At 74.3% G+C, this 20705-nt stretch carries 10 protein-coding genes; all 10 read left to right on the top strand.

Annotated elements, in window-relative coordinates; genetic code table 11:
• Positions 1 to 67 precede the first annotated feature (67 nt).
• The 10 genes from ACZ4Z1_RS23095 to ACZ4Z1_RS23050 all read left to right on the top strand — a co-directional run bounded on the left by ACZ4Z1_RS23095 (position 68) and on the right by ACZ4Z1_RS23050 (position 20694).
• Positions 68 to 3577 carry a non-ribosomal peptide synthetase gene (locus ACZ4Z1_RS23095; protein ID WP_468488494.1) on the top strand — a complete coding sequence of 1170 codons (3510 nt, stop codon included), beginning with the start codon at positions 68 to 70 and terminating at the stop codon, positions 3575 to 3577.
• Positions 3574 to 5439, top strand: a complete 1866-nt coding sequence (locus tag ACZ4Z1_RS23090) for a CocE/NonD family hydrolase (protein ID WP_468488493.1) — start codon at positions 3574 to 3576, stop codon at positions 5437 to 5439. The genes ACZ4Z1_RS23095 and ACZ4Z1_RS23090 overlap by 4 nt, the downstream gene beginning before the upstream one ends.
• Positions 5440 to 5513: 74 nt before the next feature.
• Entirely contained in the window at positions 5514 to 6224 is a 711-nt protein-coding gene (locus ACZ4Z1_RS23085) for a hypothetical protein (protein WP_468488492.1), read from the top strand.
• A 60-nt stretch (positions 6225 to 6284) separates the two neighbouring features.
• Positions 6285 to 7481 carry a cytochrome P450 gene (locus ACZ4Z1_RS23080; protein ID WP_468488491.1) on the top strand — a complete coding sequence of 399 codons (1197 nt, stop codon included), beginning with the start codon at positions 6285 to 6287 and terminating at the stop codon, positions 7479 to 7481.
• Positions 7482 to 7537: 56 nt separating this feature from the next.
• Complete coding sequence (locus ACZ4Z1_RS23075; protein WP_468488490.1) at positions 7538 to 9280, top strand: non-ribosomal peptide synthetase; 1743 nt, start codon at positions 7538 to 7540, stop codon at positions 9278 to 9280.
• Positions 9281 to 9285: 5 nt separating this feature from the next.
• Positions 9286 to 10698 (top strand): amino acid adenylation domain-containing protein, encoded by a 1413-nt coding sequence (locus ACZ4Z1_RS23070; RefSeq protein ID WP_468488489.1) that lies wholly within the window; start codon positions 9286 to 9288, stop codon positions 10696 to 10698.
• A gap of 12 nt (positions 10699 to 10710) precedes the next feature.
• Positions 10711 to 11679 carry an alpha/beta fold hydrolase gene (locus tag ACZ4Z1_RS23065; protein ID WP_468488488.1) on the top strand — a complete coding sequence of 323 codons (969 nt, stop codon included), beginning with the start codon at positions 10711 to 10713 and terminating at the stop codon, positions 11677 to 11679.
• A gap of 55 nt (positions 11680 to 11734) precedes the next feature.
• On the top strand, positions 11735 to 12898 hold the full coding sequence (locus tag ACZ4Z1_RS23060) for an acyl-CoA dehydrogenase family protein (RefSeq protein WP_468488487.1): 1164 nt from the start codon (positions 11735 to 11737) through the stop codon (positions 12896 to 12898).
• Positions 12899 to 12959: 61 nt separating this feature from the next.
• Entirely contained in the window at positions 12960 to 16136 is a 3177-nt protein-coding gene (locus ACZ4Z1_RS23055) for a non-ribosomal peptide synthetase (protein ID WP_468488486.1), read from the top strand.
• Entirely contained in the window at positions 16129 to 20694 is a 4566-nt protein-coding gene (locus ACZ4Z1_RS23050; RefSeq protein WP_468488485.1) for a type I polyketide synthase, read from the top strand. Before ACZ4Z1_RS23055 ends, ACZ4Z1_RS23050 begins: the two co-directional genes overlap by 8 nt.
• Positions 20695 to 20705 lie beyond the last annotated feature (11 nt).

Genomic DNA, 20705 nt, shown 5'->3' with positions numbered 1-20705 from the left:
TCCCCGCCGAGCCGCACCGCGCCGCCTTCCGGGCTCCTGGGAACGACGAGGGAATGGGTGGAACGACATGACTGAGCAGTCCGCGACCGGGCCGGGGGACGGCCGGCCGCCCGCGTCCGTGGCGGAGGTCGTCTCGGCGGTGTGGGCTGCCGTGCTGCGTACCGAGGTCCCCGGGCCCGACGCCAACTTCTTCGCCCTCGGCGGCAACTCGCTCCAGGGCGCCCGCGCGATCAGCAGGCTCCGCGAGGAACTGGGGCTGCACATCCCGCTCAGCGTGCTGTTCGAGAGCCAGACGGCCGGTGCGCTGGCCGCCACGATCGAGGAGCTGCGCGCGTCGGCGCCCGCCGCCGCGCCGGAGGTCCGGGCGACCATCGAGCCGCTCGACCGTCCCGAGGGGGAGGAGTTCCAGGCGCCGACCTCCTTCGCCCAGCAGCGCATGTGGGTGGAGGAGCACATCCACGGGCCCAGCTCCCGCTACAACGTCCCCGCCGCGGTGGAGATCGAGGGGCCCCTCGACGTGGCGGCGCTGCGGTCGGCGGTCGGGACGCTGGTGGAGCGGCACGAGGTGTTCCGTACGGTCGTCCGTGCCGTCGACGGGGTGCCCCAGCAGGTCGTCCTGCCCGCCGTGGGCCTGCCGCTGACCGTCGTCGACCTGCGGTCCGAACCGGAGGAGCGGCGCGAGCAGGCCATGGCCGACCGGCTGCTGGAGTCCGCGCAGCGGCCGTTCGACGTGGAGCGCGGCCCGCTGTTCCGGGCGGAGCTGTACCGGCTGGACGAGCAGTGGCACGTCCTGCTCGTCAACCAGCACCACATCATCACCGACGTCCACTCCTTCGAGCGGGCCGTCGCCGAGCTGCTGGAGCTGTACGCGCAGGCCGGGAGCGGTACGGGGGCGGCAGCCGGGCAACGGCCCGCCGTCCAGTACGCGGACTTCGCCGCCTGGCAGCGGCGTACCGTCGGGGACGCCGCACTGGATGAGCAACTGGCCTACTGGAAGCGGCAGTTGAGGGGTCCACTGCCCGTGCTGGAGCTGCCCACCGACCTGCCGGCGCGCGACGTGCCGGCCGGGCGCGGCGCCTCGGTGGCCGTCGAGCTGCCCCGGGCCGTCGCCCGACGGCTGCGGGAGCTGTCCCAGGAGCACGACGCCACCCCGTTCATGACCGTCCTCACCCTGATCGATGTGCTGCTGCACCGCTACAGCGGCCAGACGGACATCATCGTCGGCACCCCGAGCGCCAACCGGGACCTGCCGGAGCTGGCGGACATGCTCGGCTGCTTCCTCAACACCCTGGCGGTACGCAGCGACCTGTCCGGCGACCCGACGTTCGCCGAACTGCTCGGCGCCGTACGGAAGACCACGCTGGCCGCCTTCGCCCACCAGGACGTGCCGTACGAGCGTGTCGTCAACGCCGTCTCCGCCGACCGGTCGCGGAGCCCGTTCCGGGTGATGCTGGCCTTCCAGCACGAGGTGCCGATGCCGCGGCTGCCCGGCCTGGCGATCGAGAGCGTCGACCTGGACGTGCAGGCGGTCAAGTTCGACCTGGTGTTCGCGGTCACCGAGACCGAGTCGACCTACCGGATCGCCCTGGAGTACCACACCGGCCTGTTCGTCGAGGACAAGGCGTGGCGCATCCTGGAGCACCTGCGCGTGCTGGCCGCCGACGCGGTGGCCGCCCCCGGCAAGCGGCTGTCGCAGCTCACCCTCCTCCCGGACGACGAACGCCTGCAGATCGAGCGCTGGTCGTCGGCGCGCTGCGGTCCGTACCCCGCCGACCGCTTCCTGCACCGCCTCTTCGAGGAGCAGGCGCGCCGGACGCCCGACGCGGACGCCGTCGAGTCCGCTGCCGAACGGGTCAGCTACGGTGAACTGGACCGGCGGGCCGGTGCGCTGGCGACAGAGCTGGCCGCGCGGGGCGTCGGCACGGACCACCTCGTGGGCCTGTGCGCCGAGCCGTCCGTGGACCTGATCGTCGGCATCCTCGGCATCCTCAAGGCCGGTGCCGCGTACGTGCCCCTCGACCCGATCGCACCCGCCGAGCGCCTGGCGTACGTCGTCGCCGACAGCGGCATGCGGATTCTCGTCACGAGCGAGGAACTGCGGAACCAGCTGCCGGCCGCGGCCGTCCAGGACGTGGAAGTCGTGAGCGCCGTACAGCAGAGCCCGGCCGCTGCCACCGCAGCCCCCGGCTCCGCGCTCGACCCGGAGCAGCTCGTCTACCTGATGTACACCTCCGGGACCACCGGCAACCCGAAGGGCGTCGGGCTGCCGCACTCCGCGGTCACCCCGTGGCTCCAGTGGGCGCAGGACATCCGGCCGATCGGCCCGGGCACCCGGGTCGTGCACAACCTCTTCTACCACTTCGACTGGTCCGTGGAGCAGATGTTCCACGCGCTGACCGCCGGCGCCTGCCTGGTCATGATGGAGCGCGAGGTACGCGCCGATCCGGTGGCCACCGCCCGCTTCCTCAACGACCGCTCCATCCACCTGCTCTACCTGACACCCACCCAGATGCGCGGCATCGCCGACGCGGGCATCGCCCTGCCGACGCTGCGCCACGTCTCCATGGGCGGCGAGAACCTCGACGCCGACCTCGTCGCCCGTACCCGCAAGGTCGTCTCCGGGAGCTGCGAGATCTGGAACGAGTACGGGCCCACCGAGACCGCGGGCGCGGCCCTTGTCGGCCGGATGGGCGACGAACCGCCGGAGCGCACCGCTATGCCGCTGGGCGAACTGATCGCCAACGCCACCTGCGCCGTCGTCGACCGGTGGGGCAACCCCCAGCCGATCGGCATCCCGGGGGAGCTGTGGATCGGCGGGGACGGTGTCGCCCGCGGCTACCGCAACCGGCCCGCCCTGACCGCCGAGAAGTTCGTCCCGGACCCGGCCCGCCCCGGCCGCCGCCTCTACCGTACGGGCGACCTGGTGCGCCGGCTGCCCAACGGCGAGCTGGAGTTCCTGGGCCGGGTGGACAGCCAGGTCAAGATCCGTGGCGTACGCGTCGAGCTGGAGGAGATCGAGTCCGTGCTGCGCGGCCACCCGGGCGTGGCCGATGCCGTGGTGGTGCTCGAATCCGGCCGGCTGATCGGCTACCTCGTACCGGGCCCGGGCGGTGACCGTGACGAGGCCGCCGTACGCGCCCACGTGGCGCCCAAGCTGCCCATCGTGATGCAGCCCGCCGTGTACGTGTGGCTCGACGCCCTGCCCGCCTCGCCGACCGGCAAGACCGACCGGGCGCGGCTGCCCCGGCCGTCGGCCGCACCCGCCCCCGAGGCCGTGGCGCTGCCGCCGCGCACCGCGATGGAACGCACCGTCGCGGCGGCCTGGGCCGATGTGCTGCACCTGGACGCCGTCAACGTGCGGGCCAACTTCTTCGAGAGCGGCGGCGACTCGTTCTCCCTGCTCGCGGTCGTCGGCAGGCTCCGCGAGGAACTGGGCCTGGACATCCCGGTGCGCGCCGTCGTCGACACACCGACCATCGAGGGCCTGGCCACCCACATCGAGTCGCTGCGCTGGGCACTGGGCAGCCAGGAGACCGCCGTGGACACCACCGGCGAACGCGAACAGGGCGAACTGTGACGGCACCCGCACAGCCCTCCGACGCCGGCGTCGTCGACCTCCTGCTCGCGCTGCGGGCCGACGGCATCGCCCTGTGGGCCGATCAGGGCAGGCTGCGGTTCGACGCCCCGGCCGGCGCCATGACGGCGGCGCTGCGCGCCCAACTGGCCGCGCGCAAGGCGGAGATCGTCGCCTTCCTGGCCGAGGCCGACATCGCCGAGCGCACCAGCGTACGGATCAGCGTGCCCGACGGGACCCGGCTGGCCGCCGACGTCTTCCGCCCCAAGCGCGACGGCGTGGTGACCGGCGAACCGCTGCCCGTCGTGTGGTGCCACGAGCGCTACCGGCGGGCCCAGACCGTGGACGGCGGCGTTCTGACGAAGCTGGACGCGCAGCCCTGGCTCAAGGAGTTGCTGCGCAACGGGTACGTGGTCGCCGTGGTCGACGCGCGCGGCAGCGGTGCCTCGGAGGGCACCCGGCGCATCGAGTTCAGCGCGGAGGAGTCCGCCGACGCCTACGCCGTCACCGAGTGGCTGGCCGCGCAGCCCTGGTGCGACGGCCACGTCGGGATGTACGGACTGTCGTACTCCGGCATCAACCAGCTTCTCGCGGCCGGCACCGCGCCGCCCCACCTGACGGCGATCCTCCCGCAGATGGCCCTGTTCGACCTGTACGCGTTCCTGCGGCCGGGCGGCGTCTTCCGGGACGACTTCGCCCGCAACTGGAGCGAGCTGGTGCGGCGCCTGGACACCGAGGCGGGGGCGGACGGCGCCGGCGCGGGGGACGGCTTCCTCAGCGCGCACCGGTCCAACGCGGACGTCTTCCGGCAGGCGGCGGAGCTGGAGTTCCGGGACAGCAGGGACCCGGTGACGGGCCTGGCACCGTACGAGGACGTCAACCCGGCCGCCGTGTGCGCGGCGGTCAGCGCCTCCGGCATCCCCGTCTGCCACCTCGGCGGCTGGCACGACATCTGGGCCCGCGACACCACCTTGTGGTTCCGCAACCTGACCAACCCGCAGCGGATGGTCATCGGCCCGTGGAGCCACAACAACTGGACCAACGAGGACCTGGCCCGAGAACACCTGCGCTGGTACGACCACTGGCTCAAGGGCGTCGACAACGGCGTCATGGACGAGCCGCCGGTCCGCTACCACACCATGGGCACCACCGCGCGGACCGGCTGGCACACGGCCGAGCAGTGGCCGCCCCCACAGGCCCGGCCCACGGAGTTCCGCTTCGGTACGGGCCCGACCGGCACCATCGCCTCGGTCAACGACGGGCGGCTGGACGGGCCGGAACAGCCCGCCGCCACCGGCGACACCGCGGACGCCTACCGGATCGACTACACCACCACCTCGGGCACCACGACCCGGTGGGCCGACGGTTACGCCGGCGGGTTCCACTACGACCTGACGCCCAACGACCGCAAGGCGCTGACCTACACCTCGCCGGTCCTGCCCCGCGACCTGGAGGTCACCGGCCACCCCGTCGTCCACCTGTGGGTGACCGCCTCCCACCCGGACGCCGCGTTCTTCGTCCACCTCAGCGAGGTGGACGACGCGGGCCGCTCGCACTACGTCACCGAAGGCGCGGTCCGCGCATCCCACCGGGCCCTCGGCGACGCACCGTTCGACACCATGGGCCTGCCCTACCACCGCGGCACCCGGGACGCCGTCGCACCCCTCCCGGACGCACCGGCGGAACTGGTCGTCGACCTGCACCCGACGTCGTACGCCTTCGCCGCCGGACGGCGCCTGCGCATCAGCGTCACGTGCTGCGACCGGGACAACGCCCACGTCGAGGAGATCAGCCCCGCGCCCGTGGTGCGGATCCACCGGGGGCCCCGGTACCCGTCCCGTGTGGTGCTGCCGGTGCTGCCCTAGAGGGTGTCCGACCCTGACCCGTCGGACACCCCCTGGTACCCACCGCCCCGGCCGCCCGATCGAAGGGGAACGCCATGCCCGCCCAGCCGTACCGCGTGATCGCGGTCGAATTCGCCCGGGAGACCACACCGCGTTCGTTCGGCCCACTGCTCCCGCCGGCCGTACGGGACAACTGCCTGCGGATCGACCCGCTCGACCACCCGGACATCGGCAAGGCCGTCCGCACGATCGGCGAGCAGGCGGAGCACTGGGCGCCGAAGGCCGGGAACGGCGAGCGGCCGGCCGCGGTGCTGGGCTACTGCTCCGGCTCCGGCTTCGCCTCCGAACTCGCCGCCCGCCTCGGCCCTGACACCCTGCTGGTACTGGCCGACCCGGTCTTCCCGACCCCCGCCGAGACCCAGGACCTGCTGGCCGAGATGGCCACCGGCATGGACGAGGCCCTCGACCCGGCGGACGTGCCCGGCATCCTGGGCCGCGACCCGGACGACGCCCTGGCCGTGGTCCGGGCCTTCCTGCGCTCCCTCGTCGAGCGCTGCGCACCCGACCTGCCCGACGACATCTTCGAGACGCTCACCGCACAGCAGCGGGCCTGGATGAGCTACACCCTGGCGGCGAGCGCGCGCGGCCGCACGCTGCCCAGGCAGCCGGACCACGTCCTGCTCAGCGAGGCGGCCGAGTGGGACGCCGCACCACCGGACCGGGTCCACCGCTTCCGCACGGACCCCGTGGGCCTGTTCTCCCACGCCGGGGCCGCAGCGGTCCTCGCCGCGGTCCTCACCCCGTAGGACCCGCGCACCGTACGGGCGAGCCGCGGCCTGCCCCCGACCACGCAGAGGCGACGCCACATGGACCTCACGTGTCCCTACCGACGGGACCCCGGACTGCTGCCGGTGGACCCCTGCATGGACTACCTCGCCCTCCGGGACGCCGAACCCGTACGGCGCGAGGACGACCTCGGCGTCTGGGTCGTCACCGGCGCCGCCGAGGTCACCGCCCTGCTGCGCAGCCCGGCGCTGTCCGCCGCCTGGCCGGAGCGCGGCAGGACCCGCCTCCACGACGAACAGGACGGCCACGGCGGCGCACCGCGCACCGCCGGCATCGTCCGCCGCTGGTTCATGTTCCAGGACGAGCCGCGCCACCAGCTGCTGCGCGGCCTGATCACCCCGCTGTTCGCCACCCGGCGGCTCGCCGAACTCCAGCCGTTCGTCGAGGACACCGTCGACCGGCTGCTGGACGGCGTGACCGACGAGGTCGACGTGATGGCCGACCTCGCGGTGCCGCTGGCCGGCCGTGTCGTGTGCCGGCTGCTGGGCGTCGGGGAAGAAGTGGCGCCCCGGCTCGCCGGCTGGGCGCTGAACATCGCGGCGCTGCTCGTCTCCGACTACCTGCCCGAGGTGGTGGAGCGCGGCACCGGCGCGCTGGCGGAGATCGAAGAGGTCGTGGGGGCGGCGCTGAAGACGTCCGGCACACTCGAGGGGACCGTGCTGGAGGTCCTGTCGCGCGCCCACGACGAAGGCCTGATCGAGTACGAGGACATCGCGGCCACCGCCAGCCTGCTGGTCTTCGCCGGGTTCGACACCACCTCGACCTTCATCGGCAAGGCCGTCCGCGCCCTCCTGCACACCGGGCAGTGGAGCACCGCCACCGCCCGGGACATCTCCGCGACCGTCGAGGAACTGCTGCGCTTCGACACCTCCGTACAGCAGGTCGCCCGCGTCGCGGTGGCCCCCGTGGAGGCCGCCGGGCAGCGGATCGCACCGGGCGACCTGGTCCTCCTCATGCTCGGCGTGGCCAACCGCGACCCCCGCGTCCACCAGAACCCGGACGTCCTGGACCCCGGGCGCCGCACCGGCAGGCACCTGACCTTCGGGTACGGGACGCACTACTGCCTGGGCTCCGGCCTCGCCCGCATCGAGGCGGGCGCCGCGCTCGGCGGCCTCGCCCGGCGGTGGCGCCACGTCGAACAGGCCGGGCCGCCGGTGCTGCGCCCGCACCACGGCGTCACCGTGCTCGAACACCTCACACTGCGCGTGCGCCGCTGACCGTCCCCGGACCGTGGGCCCCCGAAAGAGCCGAGAGCCGTTGAACAGGAGTGGTTGTGACCGCGAAGACCGCACAGGGCACCGTGCCGCAACTGGTCGAGGACCGGGTGGCCCGTGGCCCCGGCACGGTGGCCGTCATCTCCGGGGACCCGTCCGGCGGCTCCGTACGGATCACCTACCGTGACCTGTGGGACGCCGCGGGCGCCGTCGCGGACCGGCTGGCGGCGCTGCCGGGCTTCGTCCCCGGCACGCTCGTCGCCACCGCCTTCCCGCGCGGCATCCGGAACCTCGCCGCCCAGCTGGGCGCCTGGCGGGCGGGCGCCGCCTACCTGCCGCTGGACGTGACCCAGCCGCAGGCGCGGCGCGCGACGATCCTCGGTGACGCCCGGCCCTTCGCCGTGCTCTCACCGGACGGCGACGCGCCGGACGCCGTCACGGTGGACCTCACGGGCGAGGCGGTGGACCCGGAGGCCGGGGACGGCACCGCGTACGTCATCTACACCTCCGGCTCGACCGGCACCCCCAAAGGCGTCGAGGTCGGCCACGCGAGCCTGGGCAACCTGGTCCGCTGGCACACCCGTACGTACGGGACCGGGCCCGGCGTACGCGTCGGCGCCTTTGCCGGCCTCGGCTTCGACGCCTCGGCGTGGGAGGTGTGGTCGGCCCTCGCCGGCGGCGCCACCCTCGTCCTGCCCGAGGGCCTGGCCACCACCGACACCGAGGCGCTGTGTCGCTTCATGGACCGGTGGTCCGTGCGGCAGTGCTTCCTGAGCACCCCGCTGGCCGAGCGGATGTTCGCGGCCCCCCGGCCGCCCCGCGCGCTCCAGGTCCTCACCACCGGCGGCGACCGCCTGCGTGTGCGCCCGCCGGCCGGCTTCCCGGCCGCGGTGTTCAACCACTACGGGCCCACCGAGGCGACCGTGGTCACGACGGCGGGCGGCGACCTGCGGCAGGGGCCGGAGGCCGCGGAGGAGGACGGCGCACCGGCCATCGGGCGGCCGATCCCGGGCGCCGAGGTGCTGCTGGTCGCGGAGGACGGTACGACCGTCACCGAACCGGGCGTCCCCGGCGAACTGCTCATCGGGGGCGAGGTGCTGGCTCTCGGCTACCGGCACGACGCGGCCCTCACCCGCAAGCTGTTCGTCCACCGGCCGGACGGCGGCCGGTGGTACACCTCCGGGGACATCTGCCGCTGGACCGCCGACGGCGAGCTGGAGTTCGCCGGGCGCCGCGACGGGCAGCTCAGCCTGCGCGGCCACCGCGTCGAGCCCGCCGAGGTCGAGCGGGCCGCCCTCCGCGTCCCCGGTGTGCACCAGGCGGCGGTCGTGCTCCGCCCCGATGAGGACGGCGGCGAACTGTGGGGCTTCTACGCCGGTACGGCCGGCGGGGCCGGGCTGCGCGACGCGCTCGCCGAGGTCCTGCCGGAGTACCTGCGCCCGGCCGTACTGCGCAAGCTGGAAACCCTGCCGCTGAACGCCAACGGCAAACTCGACCGCGACGCCCTGCTCGCACTGCTGCCCCCGGACCCCGCGCCCGGCGGCGAGCCGGACGGCGGCCCGGCGGGCGACTCCGTCACGGACCGGGTCGCGGACATCTGGCGGGAGGTGCTGGGCCGCACCCCGGCCCCCGCCGACAACTTCTTCCAGATCGGCGGGCACTCCCTGAAGGCCGCCCGCGTCCTCGCCACGACCCGGAAGGCGTTCGGCATCACCCTGCCGTTCGAGGTGATGTTCAGCAGCCCGGTCTTCGCCGACTTCGCCGCGCGGGTGGCGGAGCAGGTACGGGCCGAGGGGGAGTGACGCGGATGGAAACGGTCTGGGACCTGGTGCGCGCGCAGGCGGAGCGCACCCCGCTGGCACCGGCCGCTGTCGGCGAGCGCGTCCACACGTACCGGGACATCGCCCGGCAGGCCGGTGAACTGGCCGCCCTGATCCGGCGGACGGTACGGCCGGGAACGCTGCTCGCCCTGGAGACGGCGAACCCGGTGAACGGGGCGATCGCCCTGTCGGCAGGCGCCCAGGCCGGCTGCGCGCTCCTCCCGGTCAACCTCGACGCCCCGCCCGCGCACCGCGCCCGCGTCCTCGCCGACGCCCGGCCTGCGGGGCTGCTCCGCGCCCCGCAGGAAGGCGTCTTCACCGTCGAGCCCACCGAGTACGCCGAGGCCGCAGGATCGGACGGGGACGACGGCCGCGCGCTCCACGACGTCGCCTACGTCATGTACACCTCGGGCTCCACGGGACGGCCCAAAGGCGTCATGGTCCCGCACGACTCCCTCGCCTCCCGCATCCGCGCCCTGGCCCGCACCCCCGGGCTGCGGGAGGGGGAGACGATGTTCGCCATGACGGCGCTGTCGTTCGACATCTCGCTCGCCGAGATGCTGGTGCCGCTGGCCGTCGGGGCCCGGTTCGTCACCGTGCCCGCCGAGGCACGCACGGACCCCGCGGTCTTCGCGGAGTTCACCGCCCGGCACACCCCGGACGTCATCCAGGCGACCCCCAGCTTCTGGCGGCTGCTGCTCGCCGCCGGCGCCCCGCCGGCCGCGCACCGCCCCCGCGTCTGGTGCGGCGGCGAAGCGCTCACCCCCAGCCTCGCCGCCGCCCTGCTCGGCCACGGCAGCGAACTGTGGAACCTCTACGGACCCACCGAGGCCACCATCTGGGCCACCGCGGCCCACGTCACCACGCCGGACGCCGTCCACCTGGGCGACCCGCTGCCGGGCAGCGGCGTCTTCCTGGAGGACGGCGAAATCCTCCTCTACGGCGACGGCCTGGCCTCGGGCTACCTGGGCCGCCCGGACACCACCGCGGAACGCTTCGCCGTACGGCGGACACCGCACGGACCGGCCCGCGCCTACCGCACCGGCGACCGCGCCCGCCGCACGGCCGACGGCACCCTGGAGTACCTCGGGCGCGTCGACGGGCAGATCAAGCTGCGCGGCCACCGGGTCGAACTGGGCGAGGTGGAGTCCGTACTGGAGGAGCACCCCGCGGTGACCGAGGCGGTGGCGGTGGTCCACGACGCGGGCCGGCCGGAGCGCGCCCACATCGCCGCGCACGTGGTGGCGCCCGAGGACCTGACCGCCGCTTCGGTCGCCGCCTGGATCCGTACCCGGCTGCCCGCGAGCCACTGCCCGAGCAAGATCCACGTGGTGCGGTCCCTGCCCCGGAACAGCTCCGGCAAGGTGGACCGCGCTTCTCTGGCCGACGCCGGCCGGTAAGGAACGCGCGCCATGAACGATGCCACCTCCGCACGCCGGGCCGCCGTCCTGCGGGCCTGGCGGGAGACCCTGGAGGCGGACGCCGCCTCCGACGACGAGGACTTCTTCGCGGCCGGCGGGAACTCCATCCTGGTCGTGGAGTTCCAGCGCCGGCTGTCCGAGGCGCTCGGCCACCGCGTCACCCTGCGGCAGATCCACGACCACCCCACGGTCGGCGGGCTGCTCGGCCTCGCCGCGTCGCACCGGGCCGCGACGGAAGCCCCGGACGACGGCGGGGCGCCCGGCCTGACGCTCTACTGCCTCCCGTACGCGGGTGCGTCGGCGCGCATCTACGAGCCGTGGGCCGCGAAGCTGCCGCCCACGGTGACGGTACGGCCGCTGGAGCTGCCCGGCCGGGGCTCCCGCTGGACCGACCCGCCCGCCCGCGAACTCGGCGCCCTGCTGGACGACGTGACCGGCGGCATGGGCGAGGCACGGCAGGCGCCCTACGCCGTCTTCGGCCACAGCTTCGGCGGCATCCTCGCCTACGAACTCACCCGGCACCTGACAGCCCACGGCTTCCCGGCACCGCGCCGCCTGGTGGTCTCCGCCTGCCTGGCTCCGCACGAGGCCACCCCCGCCGAGACCAACCACGACCTGCCGGACGCCGAACTCACCGCCCGTCTGCGGGCCTTGCGCGGCACCCCCGAAGAGCTGCTGTCCAACCCCGAGCTGCTGGAGCTCTACCTCCCGGTCATCCGGGCGGACTACACGATCCTGGACCACTACCGCGCCCCCGCCGCCGACCCCCTGGACTGCCCCGTCTCGGTCTTCTGCGGCGCCGACGACCAGGAGGCCGACCGCGCCGCGGCGGACGCCTGGTCGAAGTACACCCATGCCCCGGTCACCGTCGAGGAGATCGACGGCGACCACTTCTTCCTCCGTGACCACGAGGACGCGTTCCTGGCGAAGCTGGCGGCCCACCTGGTCACCGGGCCGTGACCCGCGCCCGTACACCGCACCGCCGTGGACCGCACCGACAGGGAAGGAACCCCTGATGATCAGTCAGCTGACGCCGGCGCAGCGGAGCGCCTGGAGCTCCTTCCGGGAATTCGCCGACCGGGTGGTGGCGCCCCGGGCGCAGGCCGTCGACGGGGGCCAGGCGATGCCGCGCGACCTCGTCAAGGACCTCGCCCGCGAGGGCCGGATCTCCGCGCTGCTGCCCGCCGAGGCCGGCGGCTCGGCCCTGGACACGGTGAGCTACGGCCTGCTGGCCGAGGAGCTGGGCCGCACCTGCTCCAACGTCCGCAACTTCGTGGCCTGCGCCGACATGGTCTCGCACGCCCTCTGGCGGTGGGGCACAGCCGAACAGCGGGAGACCTGGCTCAAACCCTTGGCCGAGGGCGACGCCGTGGCCTCCTTCGCGCTGACCGAGCCGGACGTCGGCAGCGACGCCAAGAGCGTGCGGACCCAGGCCCGCCCAGACGGTTCCGGTATCGTCCTCACCGGCCGCAAGAAGTGGATCAGCTTCGCGGACATCGCCGACGTCTTCCTGGTCTTCGCGCAGTACGAGGGGCGGCACACCGCCTTCCTCGTCGAACGCGACACCCCTGGTCTGAGCGTCGAGCCCCTGCGGGACCTGCTCGGACTGCGCGGCTCGTCCCTGGCCGAGATCACCTTCGACGACTGCCGGCTGCCGGCCGGCGCCATGGTGGGGCGGCCCGGTGCCGGACTGGCCTTCGTCGCGTCCACCTCACTCGACATCGGCCGCTACAGCACGGCCTGGGGCTGCGTCGGCCTCGCCCAGGCGTGCCTGGAGACCGCCTCCCGGTACGCCCAGGACCGCGCGCAGTACGGCTCGCCCCTCATCGACCACCAGCTGGTGCAGCGGATGCTCGCCGACATGGTCGCCGGGTCGCGCGCGGCCCGGCTGCTGTGCCACGAGGCCGGAGCCGGCAAGGAGCAGGGTGACCCGGACGCCGTGAACCAGACCCTGCTGGCCAAGTACTTCGCCTCGGTCACCGCGAACCGGGTGGCGTCCGACGCCGTACAGATCCTCGGCGCGCACGGTGTCGGACCGGACGCCCCGGTCGGCCGGCTGTACCGGGACGCGAAGGTCATGGAGATCATCGAGGGCACCACGCAGCTGCACCAGTCGATGCTCGGCCGCTGGAGCGGCAGCATCCGCCACCCGGCGGCCACGGCCCCGGTCACGCCCTGACCGGCCCACCGCCCACGCCCCCCGTCACCGCGTGACTCCCCACGATCCCGAGGCAGTCTCCATGACGCTATCCCCATCCCCGGCCGGCCCGGCGGCTCTCTCGTCCGCCCAGCAGCAGGCGTGGCTGATCAGCCGCTCGGCGCCGGACAGTCCCCTCGCGCACGTTCCCGTGGCGGTCCGGCTGCGCGGCGAACTGGACCCGCGCGCCCTCGCGGCAGCCGTGCGTACCGCGGCAGCCGCACGGCCGTCCCTCGGCGAGCGCTTCGGCGTGGCCGACGGCGTGCCGGTCCGCACGCCCGCCGCTGAGGGTGCGCTGCCGCTGACCGAGCACGACGTGAGCGGCCTCGACGCGGACGCGCGGGCGTCCCGTACCGACGAACTGGTGGCCGCGGCCGTCCGTGCACCGTTCGACCTGGCGGCCGGGCCGCTCGCGCGCGCCTGCCTGATCCGGTGCGGGGCCACCGACCACCTGCTGGTGGTCGTGCTCCACCGGCTGGTGGGCGACGAGGCGTCCGCCAGGGGCCTGCTGCGGGAGGCGGGTGAGGCGTACGGGGCGGCGGTCGGCGAGGTGACGGGGGCCGCCGCCGAGGCCCGGCCCGTGCAGCGGACCGTCTCGTCCCGGCCGCTCCCGGAGCACGCCCCCGAGCCCGACGCCGACCTGCCGCCCGCCCCCGAACTCCCGCTGGACCGGCCGCGCCCCGCCCGGCGTGACTTCGCCGCCGGAGCGCTCCCCTTCGAGCTGCCGGCCGATACCGTCGCCGCGCTGCGGGACCTGGGCGCCTCCTGTGATGCCGGGCTCCCCGCCGTCCTGCTCGCGCTCCAGATGGCGCTGCTGCACCGCTACAGCGGGCAGACGGACATCGTCGTCGCCACCCCCACGCCCGTACGGACCGCGGAGCACCGGGAGACGCTCACGCCCGTACGGGCCGAGGTCACCGGCGCCCAGACGCTCCGCGAGCTGGCCGGGAACGTGCAGCGCGCCCTCGACGGCGCGAGTGGCGCCGGGGAGGCGGGGGAGCGGCCGGTGTCACTCCTGGCCGTCCTCGGGCGGCCCGGCTTCGCGTTCCACAACGCCCCGCCGGCCGACGCGTTCGGCACGGTCACGGCCGTCTTCCCGCTCGTGCACAACGGCGCCGCACACGGCGACCTGGAGCTGCGCCTCACCGAGGACGGCGGCCGGGTGGGCGGTCAACTGGTCTACGCGGAGGACGTGTTCGACCGGGACACGGCCCGTCGCGCCCTGGCGCACTACACGACGCTCGCGGCCGGCGTGGCGCGGGACCCGGGCCGGGCGCTGGGGGAGCTGCCGCTGCTCACCGCCGAGGAGGAGCGTACGGCCGCCGAGCTGAACAGCGTGGTGACCGATGTCCCGGACGCGGCCTTTCACCAGCTGTTCGAGGCGCAGGCCGGGAAGACCCCGGACGCCGTGGCGGTGCGTTCGCCGGAGGCGTCCCTGACGTACGGGGAACTCAACCGCCGGGCCAACCAGTTGGCGGACCTGCTGCGGGAGGCGGGCACCGGGCCCGAGGTGACCGTCGGCATCTGCATGGACCGCTGCGTGCAGCTGGTGGTGGCGGCGCTCGGCGTGCTCAAGGCGGGCGGCGCGTACGTACCGGTCGATCCCCGGGACCCTGCCGAACGCCGGGCTGGCATCCTCGACGACGCCGCGGTCCGCGTCGTGATCGCCCCAAAACCGTCGGCCGTCACCGGCTACGACGTCATCACCCTCGACGCCGACTGGTCGGCACTGGAGGGCAGGCCCGGCCACGACGTACCCGCCCCGCCCGGTGTCCTGGACCACGCCGCGTACCTCCTCTACACCTCCGGATCGACCGGCCGGCCCAAGGGCGTCGTCGTGGAGAACCGACAGCTCGTCGCCTACACCTACGCGGCCGTCGACCGGCTCGGCATCGACGGGCCGATGAACTTCGCCATGGTCCAACCCCTCACCGTGGACTCCAGCGTGACGGCGCTGGTACCGCCGCTGTGCACCGGCGGCGAGGTCCACCTGCTGCCTCGCGAGACGGCCCTGGACGCCGGGAAGCTGGCCGACTGGGCCCAGGAGCACCGCGTCGACTGCCTGAAGATCGCGCCCTCCCACCTGCGCGCCCTCCAGGCGTCCCCCCGCTTCCCCGAACTGCTGCCCCGCCGCGTCCTCGTCGTCGGCGGCGAGGCGTCCGACTGGCCCTGGCTGCGTGACCTGCAACGGCTGGTGCCGCACTGCCGGGTGTTCAACCACTACGGCCCCACCGAGACGACGGTGGGCGTGCTGACCCTCACCGTCGCCGACCACCCGGACGCGGTCTGGGACACCGCGCCGATCGGCGTGCCGCTGCCCGGCACCCAGGCGTACGTCGTCGACGCGGACCTGCGGCCCGTACCGATCGGCGTGGCCGGCGAACTGCTCATCGGCGGCAGCCTCCTCGCCCGCGGCTACCACCGCAGGGACGACCTCACCGCCGCCGCCTTCGTCCCGGACACCCTCGGCGGCCGTCCCGGCGCCCGCCTGTACCGCACCGGCGACTTCGTACGCCGCCTGCCCGACGGCACCCTCGCCTTCCTCGGGCGCCGCGACGACCAGATCAAGGTACGGGGCTTCCGCGTCGCCCTGGGCGAGATCGAGGCCGCGCTGACCGGCCACGCCGGAGTACGGGACGCGGTGGCCGTCATCCGGGAGGACACACCGGGGGACCGGCGGGTCGTCGCGTACGTGGCGCCGCACGCACCGGACGGGTTCGCCACCGACGACCTCGCCCGCCACCTGCGCGAACGGCTCTCCCCGCACATGATCCCGCAGGCCACGGTGGTCCTCGGCGCACTGCCGCTCACCCCGCACGGCAAGGTCGACCGAGGGGCGCTGCCCGCCCCGGCCGCCGCGGACCCCGGCCGGGGCGCACCGGCCGTACCGCCGCGCAACGAGCTGGAACGCCGTATCGCGGGCGTCTGGAAGGACCTGCTGCCGGCCGGGACCGTCGGCGTCGAGGACAACTTCTTCGACATCGGCGGACACTCCCTGCTCCTCGTCGAACTCCAGCACCGGCTCCAGGAGGTGGCGGGCCGCACGATCGACCTGCTCGACCTGTTCCGGCACACGTCCGTCCGGGCCCAGGCCGCCTACCTCTCCGAGCGTCCCGACCGGCCCGCGCCCACCGCCCACCGGGCCCGGACCGTCCAGCACAACGCGCTGATGAAGCGCCGCCAACAGCAGTTGCGAGCGAAGCGAGGCCGTGATGACTGAGCCGTCCCCCGAGGTGCCCGACGCGTTCGAGGAGAGCCTCGACATCGCGGTCGTGGGCATGGCCGGGCGCTTCCCCGAGGCCCGTACGGTCGAGGAGTTCTGGACCAACCTGAAGGCGGGGGCCTGTGCCGTCACCCGCTTCGACCGGGAGGAACTGGCCGCCCGCGGTGTCGCCCCCGAGACCCTCGACGACCCGGACTTCGTCGCGGCGGGCTACCTGCTGGAGGACAGCGACTCCTTCGACGCGGCCTTCTTCGGCTACTCCCCGCGCGAGGCCGAGCTGATGGACCCGCAGCACCGGGTGCTGCTCGAATGCGCCTGGGCCGCGCTGGAGAGCGCCGGGCACGACCCCGCGCGCGACGACGGCCTGGTAGGCGTCTACGCGGGAGCGGGCAACAACACGTACCTGCTCTTCAACATCGCCGCCAACCCGGACGCGGTCGACGTGATGGGCGGCAACCAGGTCGTCATCGGCAACCGCCCCGACTTCCTCAGCACCCGCGTCTCGTACAAACTCGGCCTCAACGGCCCCAGCGTCACCGTCCAGACGGCCTGCTCCACCTCCCTGGTCGCCGTCGCCCAGGCGTGCCAGGCGCTGCTGTCGTACCAGTGCGACACGGCGCTCGCCGGCGGCGTCGCCATCGACGTGACGCGCCGCGACGGCTACCGCTACCGCGAGGACGGGATCTACGCGCCCGACGGGCTCTGCCGGACGTTCGACGCCCGCGCCCAGGGCACCGTCGGCGGTGACGGCGTCGGCATGGTGGTGCTCAAGCGCCTCCAGGACGCCGTCGCCGACGGCGACCACATCCACGCCGTCATCAAGGGCAGCGCCGTGAACAACGACGGCGCGGGCCGCGCGGGCTTCAGCGCGCCCAGCGCCGCTTCCCAGGCGGACGTCATCACCACCGCCCTCGCCAACGCCGACGTCGAACCGGACACCATCCGCTACGTGGAGGCGCACGGCACCGCCACCGCCCTGGGCGACCCCATCGAGGTCTCCGCGCTCACCTCCGCCTACGCGGGCGTGCCGCGCGGCCACTGCGCCCTCGGCTCCGTGAAGACCAACATCGGGCACCTCGACTCGGCGGCGGGCGTGGCCGGGCTGATCAAGACGGTGCTGATCGTCGAGCACGGCGACATCCCGCCGTCGCTGCACTTCGAGGAGCCCAACCCGCGGCTCGGCCTGGACGACGGCCCCTTCCACGTCCCTACGGAGCTGTCGCCCTGGCCCGCGGGCGAGGGGCCGCGCCGGGCCGCGGTCAGCTCCTTCGGCCTCGGCGGCACCAACGCCCACCTCATCCTCGAACAGGCCCCGGAACGCCCCCGCGCCCCGCGGCCCGAGACGCCCGCCGAACAGCTCCTGGTGCTCTCCGCGAAGAGCCCCGAAGCCCTCGAAGCGGCCACCGGACAGCTCCACGACCACCTGCGCGCCCACCCGCAACTGCCGCTGGCAGACATCGCGTACACCCTCCAGCAGGGGCGCAAGGCGTTCCCGTACCGTCGGACGCTGGTGTGCGGGAGCACCGAGGACGCGCTGAGCGCCCTCGGCGACCCGGACGGCGGCCGGCTGCTCACCGCCGAGACCAGGGACGCGCACCGGCCGGTGGCCTTCCTGTTCACCGGCTTCGGATCGCAGCACCCCGGCATGGCCGCCGGCGCGTACGCGGACGAACCGGTCTTCCGCGACGCCCTGGACCGGTGCGCCGAACTGCTGCTGCCGCTGCTCGGCGAGGACATCCGCCCCCACCTGACCCAAGCCGCACAGAAGCCGTCCGGCGCGGCCCCCGGCGGCCTGGACCTGCGCCGGATGCTGCTCCAGCCGGAGCGCAGCGAGCACCCGCTCGACCAGCCGCGGCTGGGGTACGCCGCCGTCTTCTCCGTCGAGTACGCCCTGACCCGGCTGTGGGCGTCCTGGGGCGTCGAACCGGAGGCGATGATCGGGCACAGCCTCGGCGAGTACGTGGCCGCGTGCGTGGCCGGAGTCTTCGCGCTGCCGGACGCCCTGCGCCTGGTCGTCGAGCGCGCCCGCCTCATCGAGGAACAGGGCGAGGGCGCCATGCTCGCGGTGCCGCTGTCCGAGGCCGAGGCCGCCCGCCACACGGACGGCGAGGTGTGCGTGTCCGCCGTCAACGGCCCGCAGAGCTGCGTACTGTCCGGCACCGCCGCCGCCGTCGAACGGGTCGCCGCGGACCTGCTGGCGGCCGGCACCGCCTCCCGCCGGCTGAGCACCCGCTTCGCCTTCCACTCGCCGATGATGGACCCGGTGGTCGAACCGTACGCCGCCCTCGTCCGCGAAGTGCGCCTCAGCCCGCCCGCCGTGCCGTTCGTCTCCAACGTCACCGGCACCTGGATCACCGACGAGCAGGCCACCGACCCCGCGTACTGGGCCCGGCACCTGCGCAGCCCGGTGCGCTTCTCGGACGGCCTCGGCACCCTGTGGTCCGTCCCGGACATCGCCGTCGTGGAGGTCGGCCCCGGCCGCACCCTGGTCACCGATGCCCTGCGGCACCCGGCGGCCGGGGCCGTCGCCGACCGGGTCGTGGTCGCCTCCCTGCCGGGCGCCTTCGACGGGCAGTCCGACCGCGCGGCCCTCCTCACGGCGGCGGGACGCCTGTGGCTGGCGGGCCGCGACACCCCGTTCCCGCCGCACACCGGCGCCCGGCGCGTCCCGCTGCCCACGTACCCCTTCGAGCGCCGCACCTACTGGCTGGAGCCCGGAGCCGCGCCGCTGACCACGGACCCCGCGCCGGGCCGGCAGACGGAGCTGTCCCGCTGGTTCTACGCGCCGTCCTGGCAGCAGGCAGGCCCGGCCCCGGCGGTCTCCCCGGCCGCACTGGCCGCGCACAGCTGGCTGGTGTTCACCGACGAACACGGCGTCGGCCGCGGGCTCGCCGCCCGCCTCGAAAGCTGCGGCGCCACCGTGCGGACCGTGTCCATGGGCAGCGCCTGGGACCGCAAGACGGAGCACGACTACGTCCTGGACCCGGCCCGTCCCGGGCACTACGCGCAACTGGCCGAGGCGCTGCGCGAGAGCGGCCCGCTGCCCGACCGAGTGGTGCACTGCTGGAGCGTCGGCGCCGACGCGCGCCACACGCCCGCACCCGAGGACGTACGGGCCCTGCTCCACCGCGGCTTCGACAGCCTCGTGCACTGGGCCCGGACCACCGAGACCGAGCTGATGAGCGTGCCGCAGCGCTGGGACGTGGTGTCCAGCGAGGTCTGCGCGGTCACCGGCGACGAGCCCCTGTGCCCGCCCAAGGCGGCAGTCCAGGGCGCCTGCAAGGTGCTCCCGCAGGAGTTCCCCGCGCTCGACTGCGTCCATCTCGACCTGCGCCTCGACGGGGAGGAGCCCGGCCCCGGCACGGTCGACCGCCTCCTGGAGGACCTCTCGCGTGCACCCGGGGACCGCACCGTCGCCCTGCGCGGCCGGCACCGCTGGACCCCCACGTACGTGGCCGCCGAACCCCCGCGCCGCGACGGCACCGCGGTCAAGGCGGACGGCGTCTACCTGATCACCGGCGGCCTCGGCAAGATCGGCCTGCTCATGGCCCGGGTCATGGCCGAACAGGCTCCGGTCCGCCTGGTCCTGCTCGGCCGCACCGGACTGCCGGCCCGCGAGGACTGGGACGCCCCGCACCTGCCCGAAGAGGTACGGGAGCAGATCCGCGCCGTACGCGCGCTGGAAGACCTGGGCAGCCAGGTCATGACCGTCGCCGCCGACGTGTCCGACCCGCACCGGATGCGCGAGGTCAAGGAAGCCGTCGTCCAGGCGTACGGCCGCGTCGACGGCCTCCTGCACTGCGCCGGCACGACCGGCCCCGGCGCGCACCGCGTCGTCGCCGACCTCGGCGAGCAGGAGAGCGACTGGCACTTCGCCCCGAAGCTGTACGGCACCTACGTCCTCGACGAGGTACTGGCCGACCAGCAGCTCGACTTCGCGATCCTGTGCTCCTCGGTCGCCTCGCTCCTCGGCGGCCTCGGCTTCACCGCGTACGCTGCCGCCAACGCCGTACTCGACGCGTTCGCCCAGCGGCACCATGGCCCCGGCAGGCCGTGGACCAGCGTGAACTGGGAAGCCTGGCGCTTCGGGCAGCGGCCCCAGGACGGCATCGGCGCCGCCGTCCAGGAACTCGCCCTCACCCCCGACGAGGGCCGCCGGGCGACCGAAGCGCTGCTGGCGAGCGTCCCGCAGCCCCAGACCATCCTGTCCACCGGCGACCTGAACCGCCGCCGGGACCAGTGGGCCGCGCCCGCCGCGGACACCCCCGCACCGGCCCGCCGCCACGAGCGCCCCAACCTGCGCAACCCCTACGTCGCGCCCGGCACCGACACCGAACGGCTGGTCGCGGAGGTCTGGCAGGAACTGCTGGGCGTGGCGGACGTCGGCGTGCACGACAACTTCTTCGAACTGGGCGGCAGTTCGCTGCTCGGGCTCCAGGTCGTGCACCGCCTGCGGCAGGAACTGTCCCTCGCCGTCCCCCTGACCATCGTCTACGAGGGCCCCACCGTGCACGCCCTGGGACGGCTCGTCGACGACCTGCGGTCCGCCCGGTAACGGCACCGCCC

It is taken from the genome of Streptomyces sp. NPDC030165, assembly GCF_055573595.1.
The sequence above is the reverse complement of the archived record's forward strand: the minus strand, read 5'-3'. Positions and strand labels throughout refer to the sequence as shown.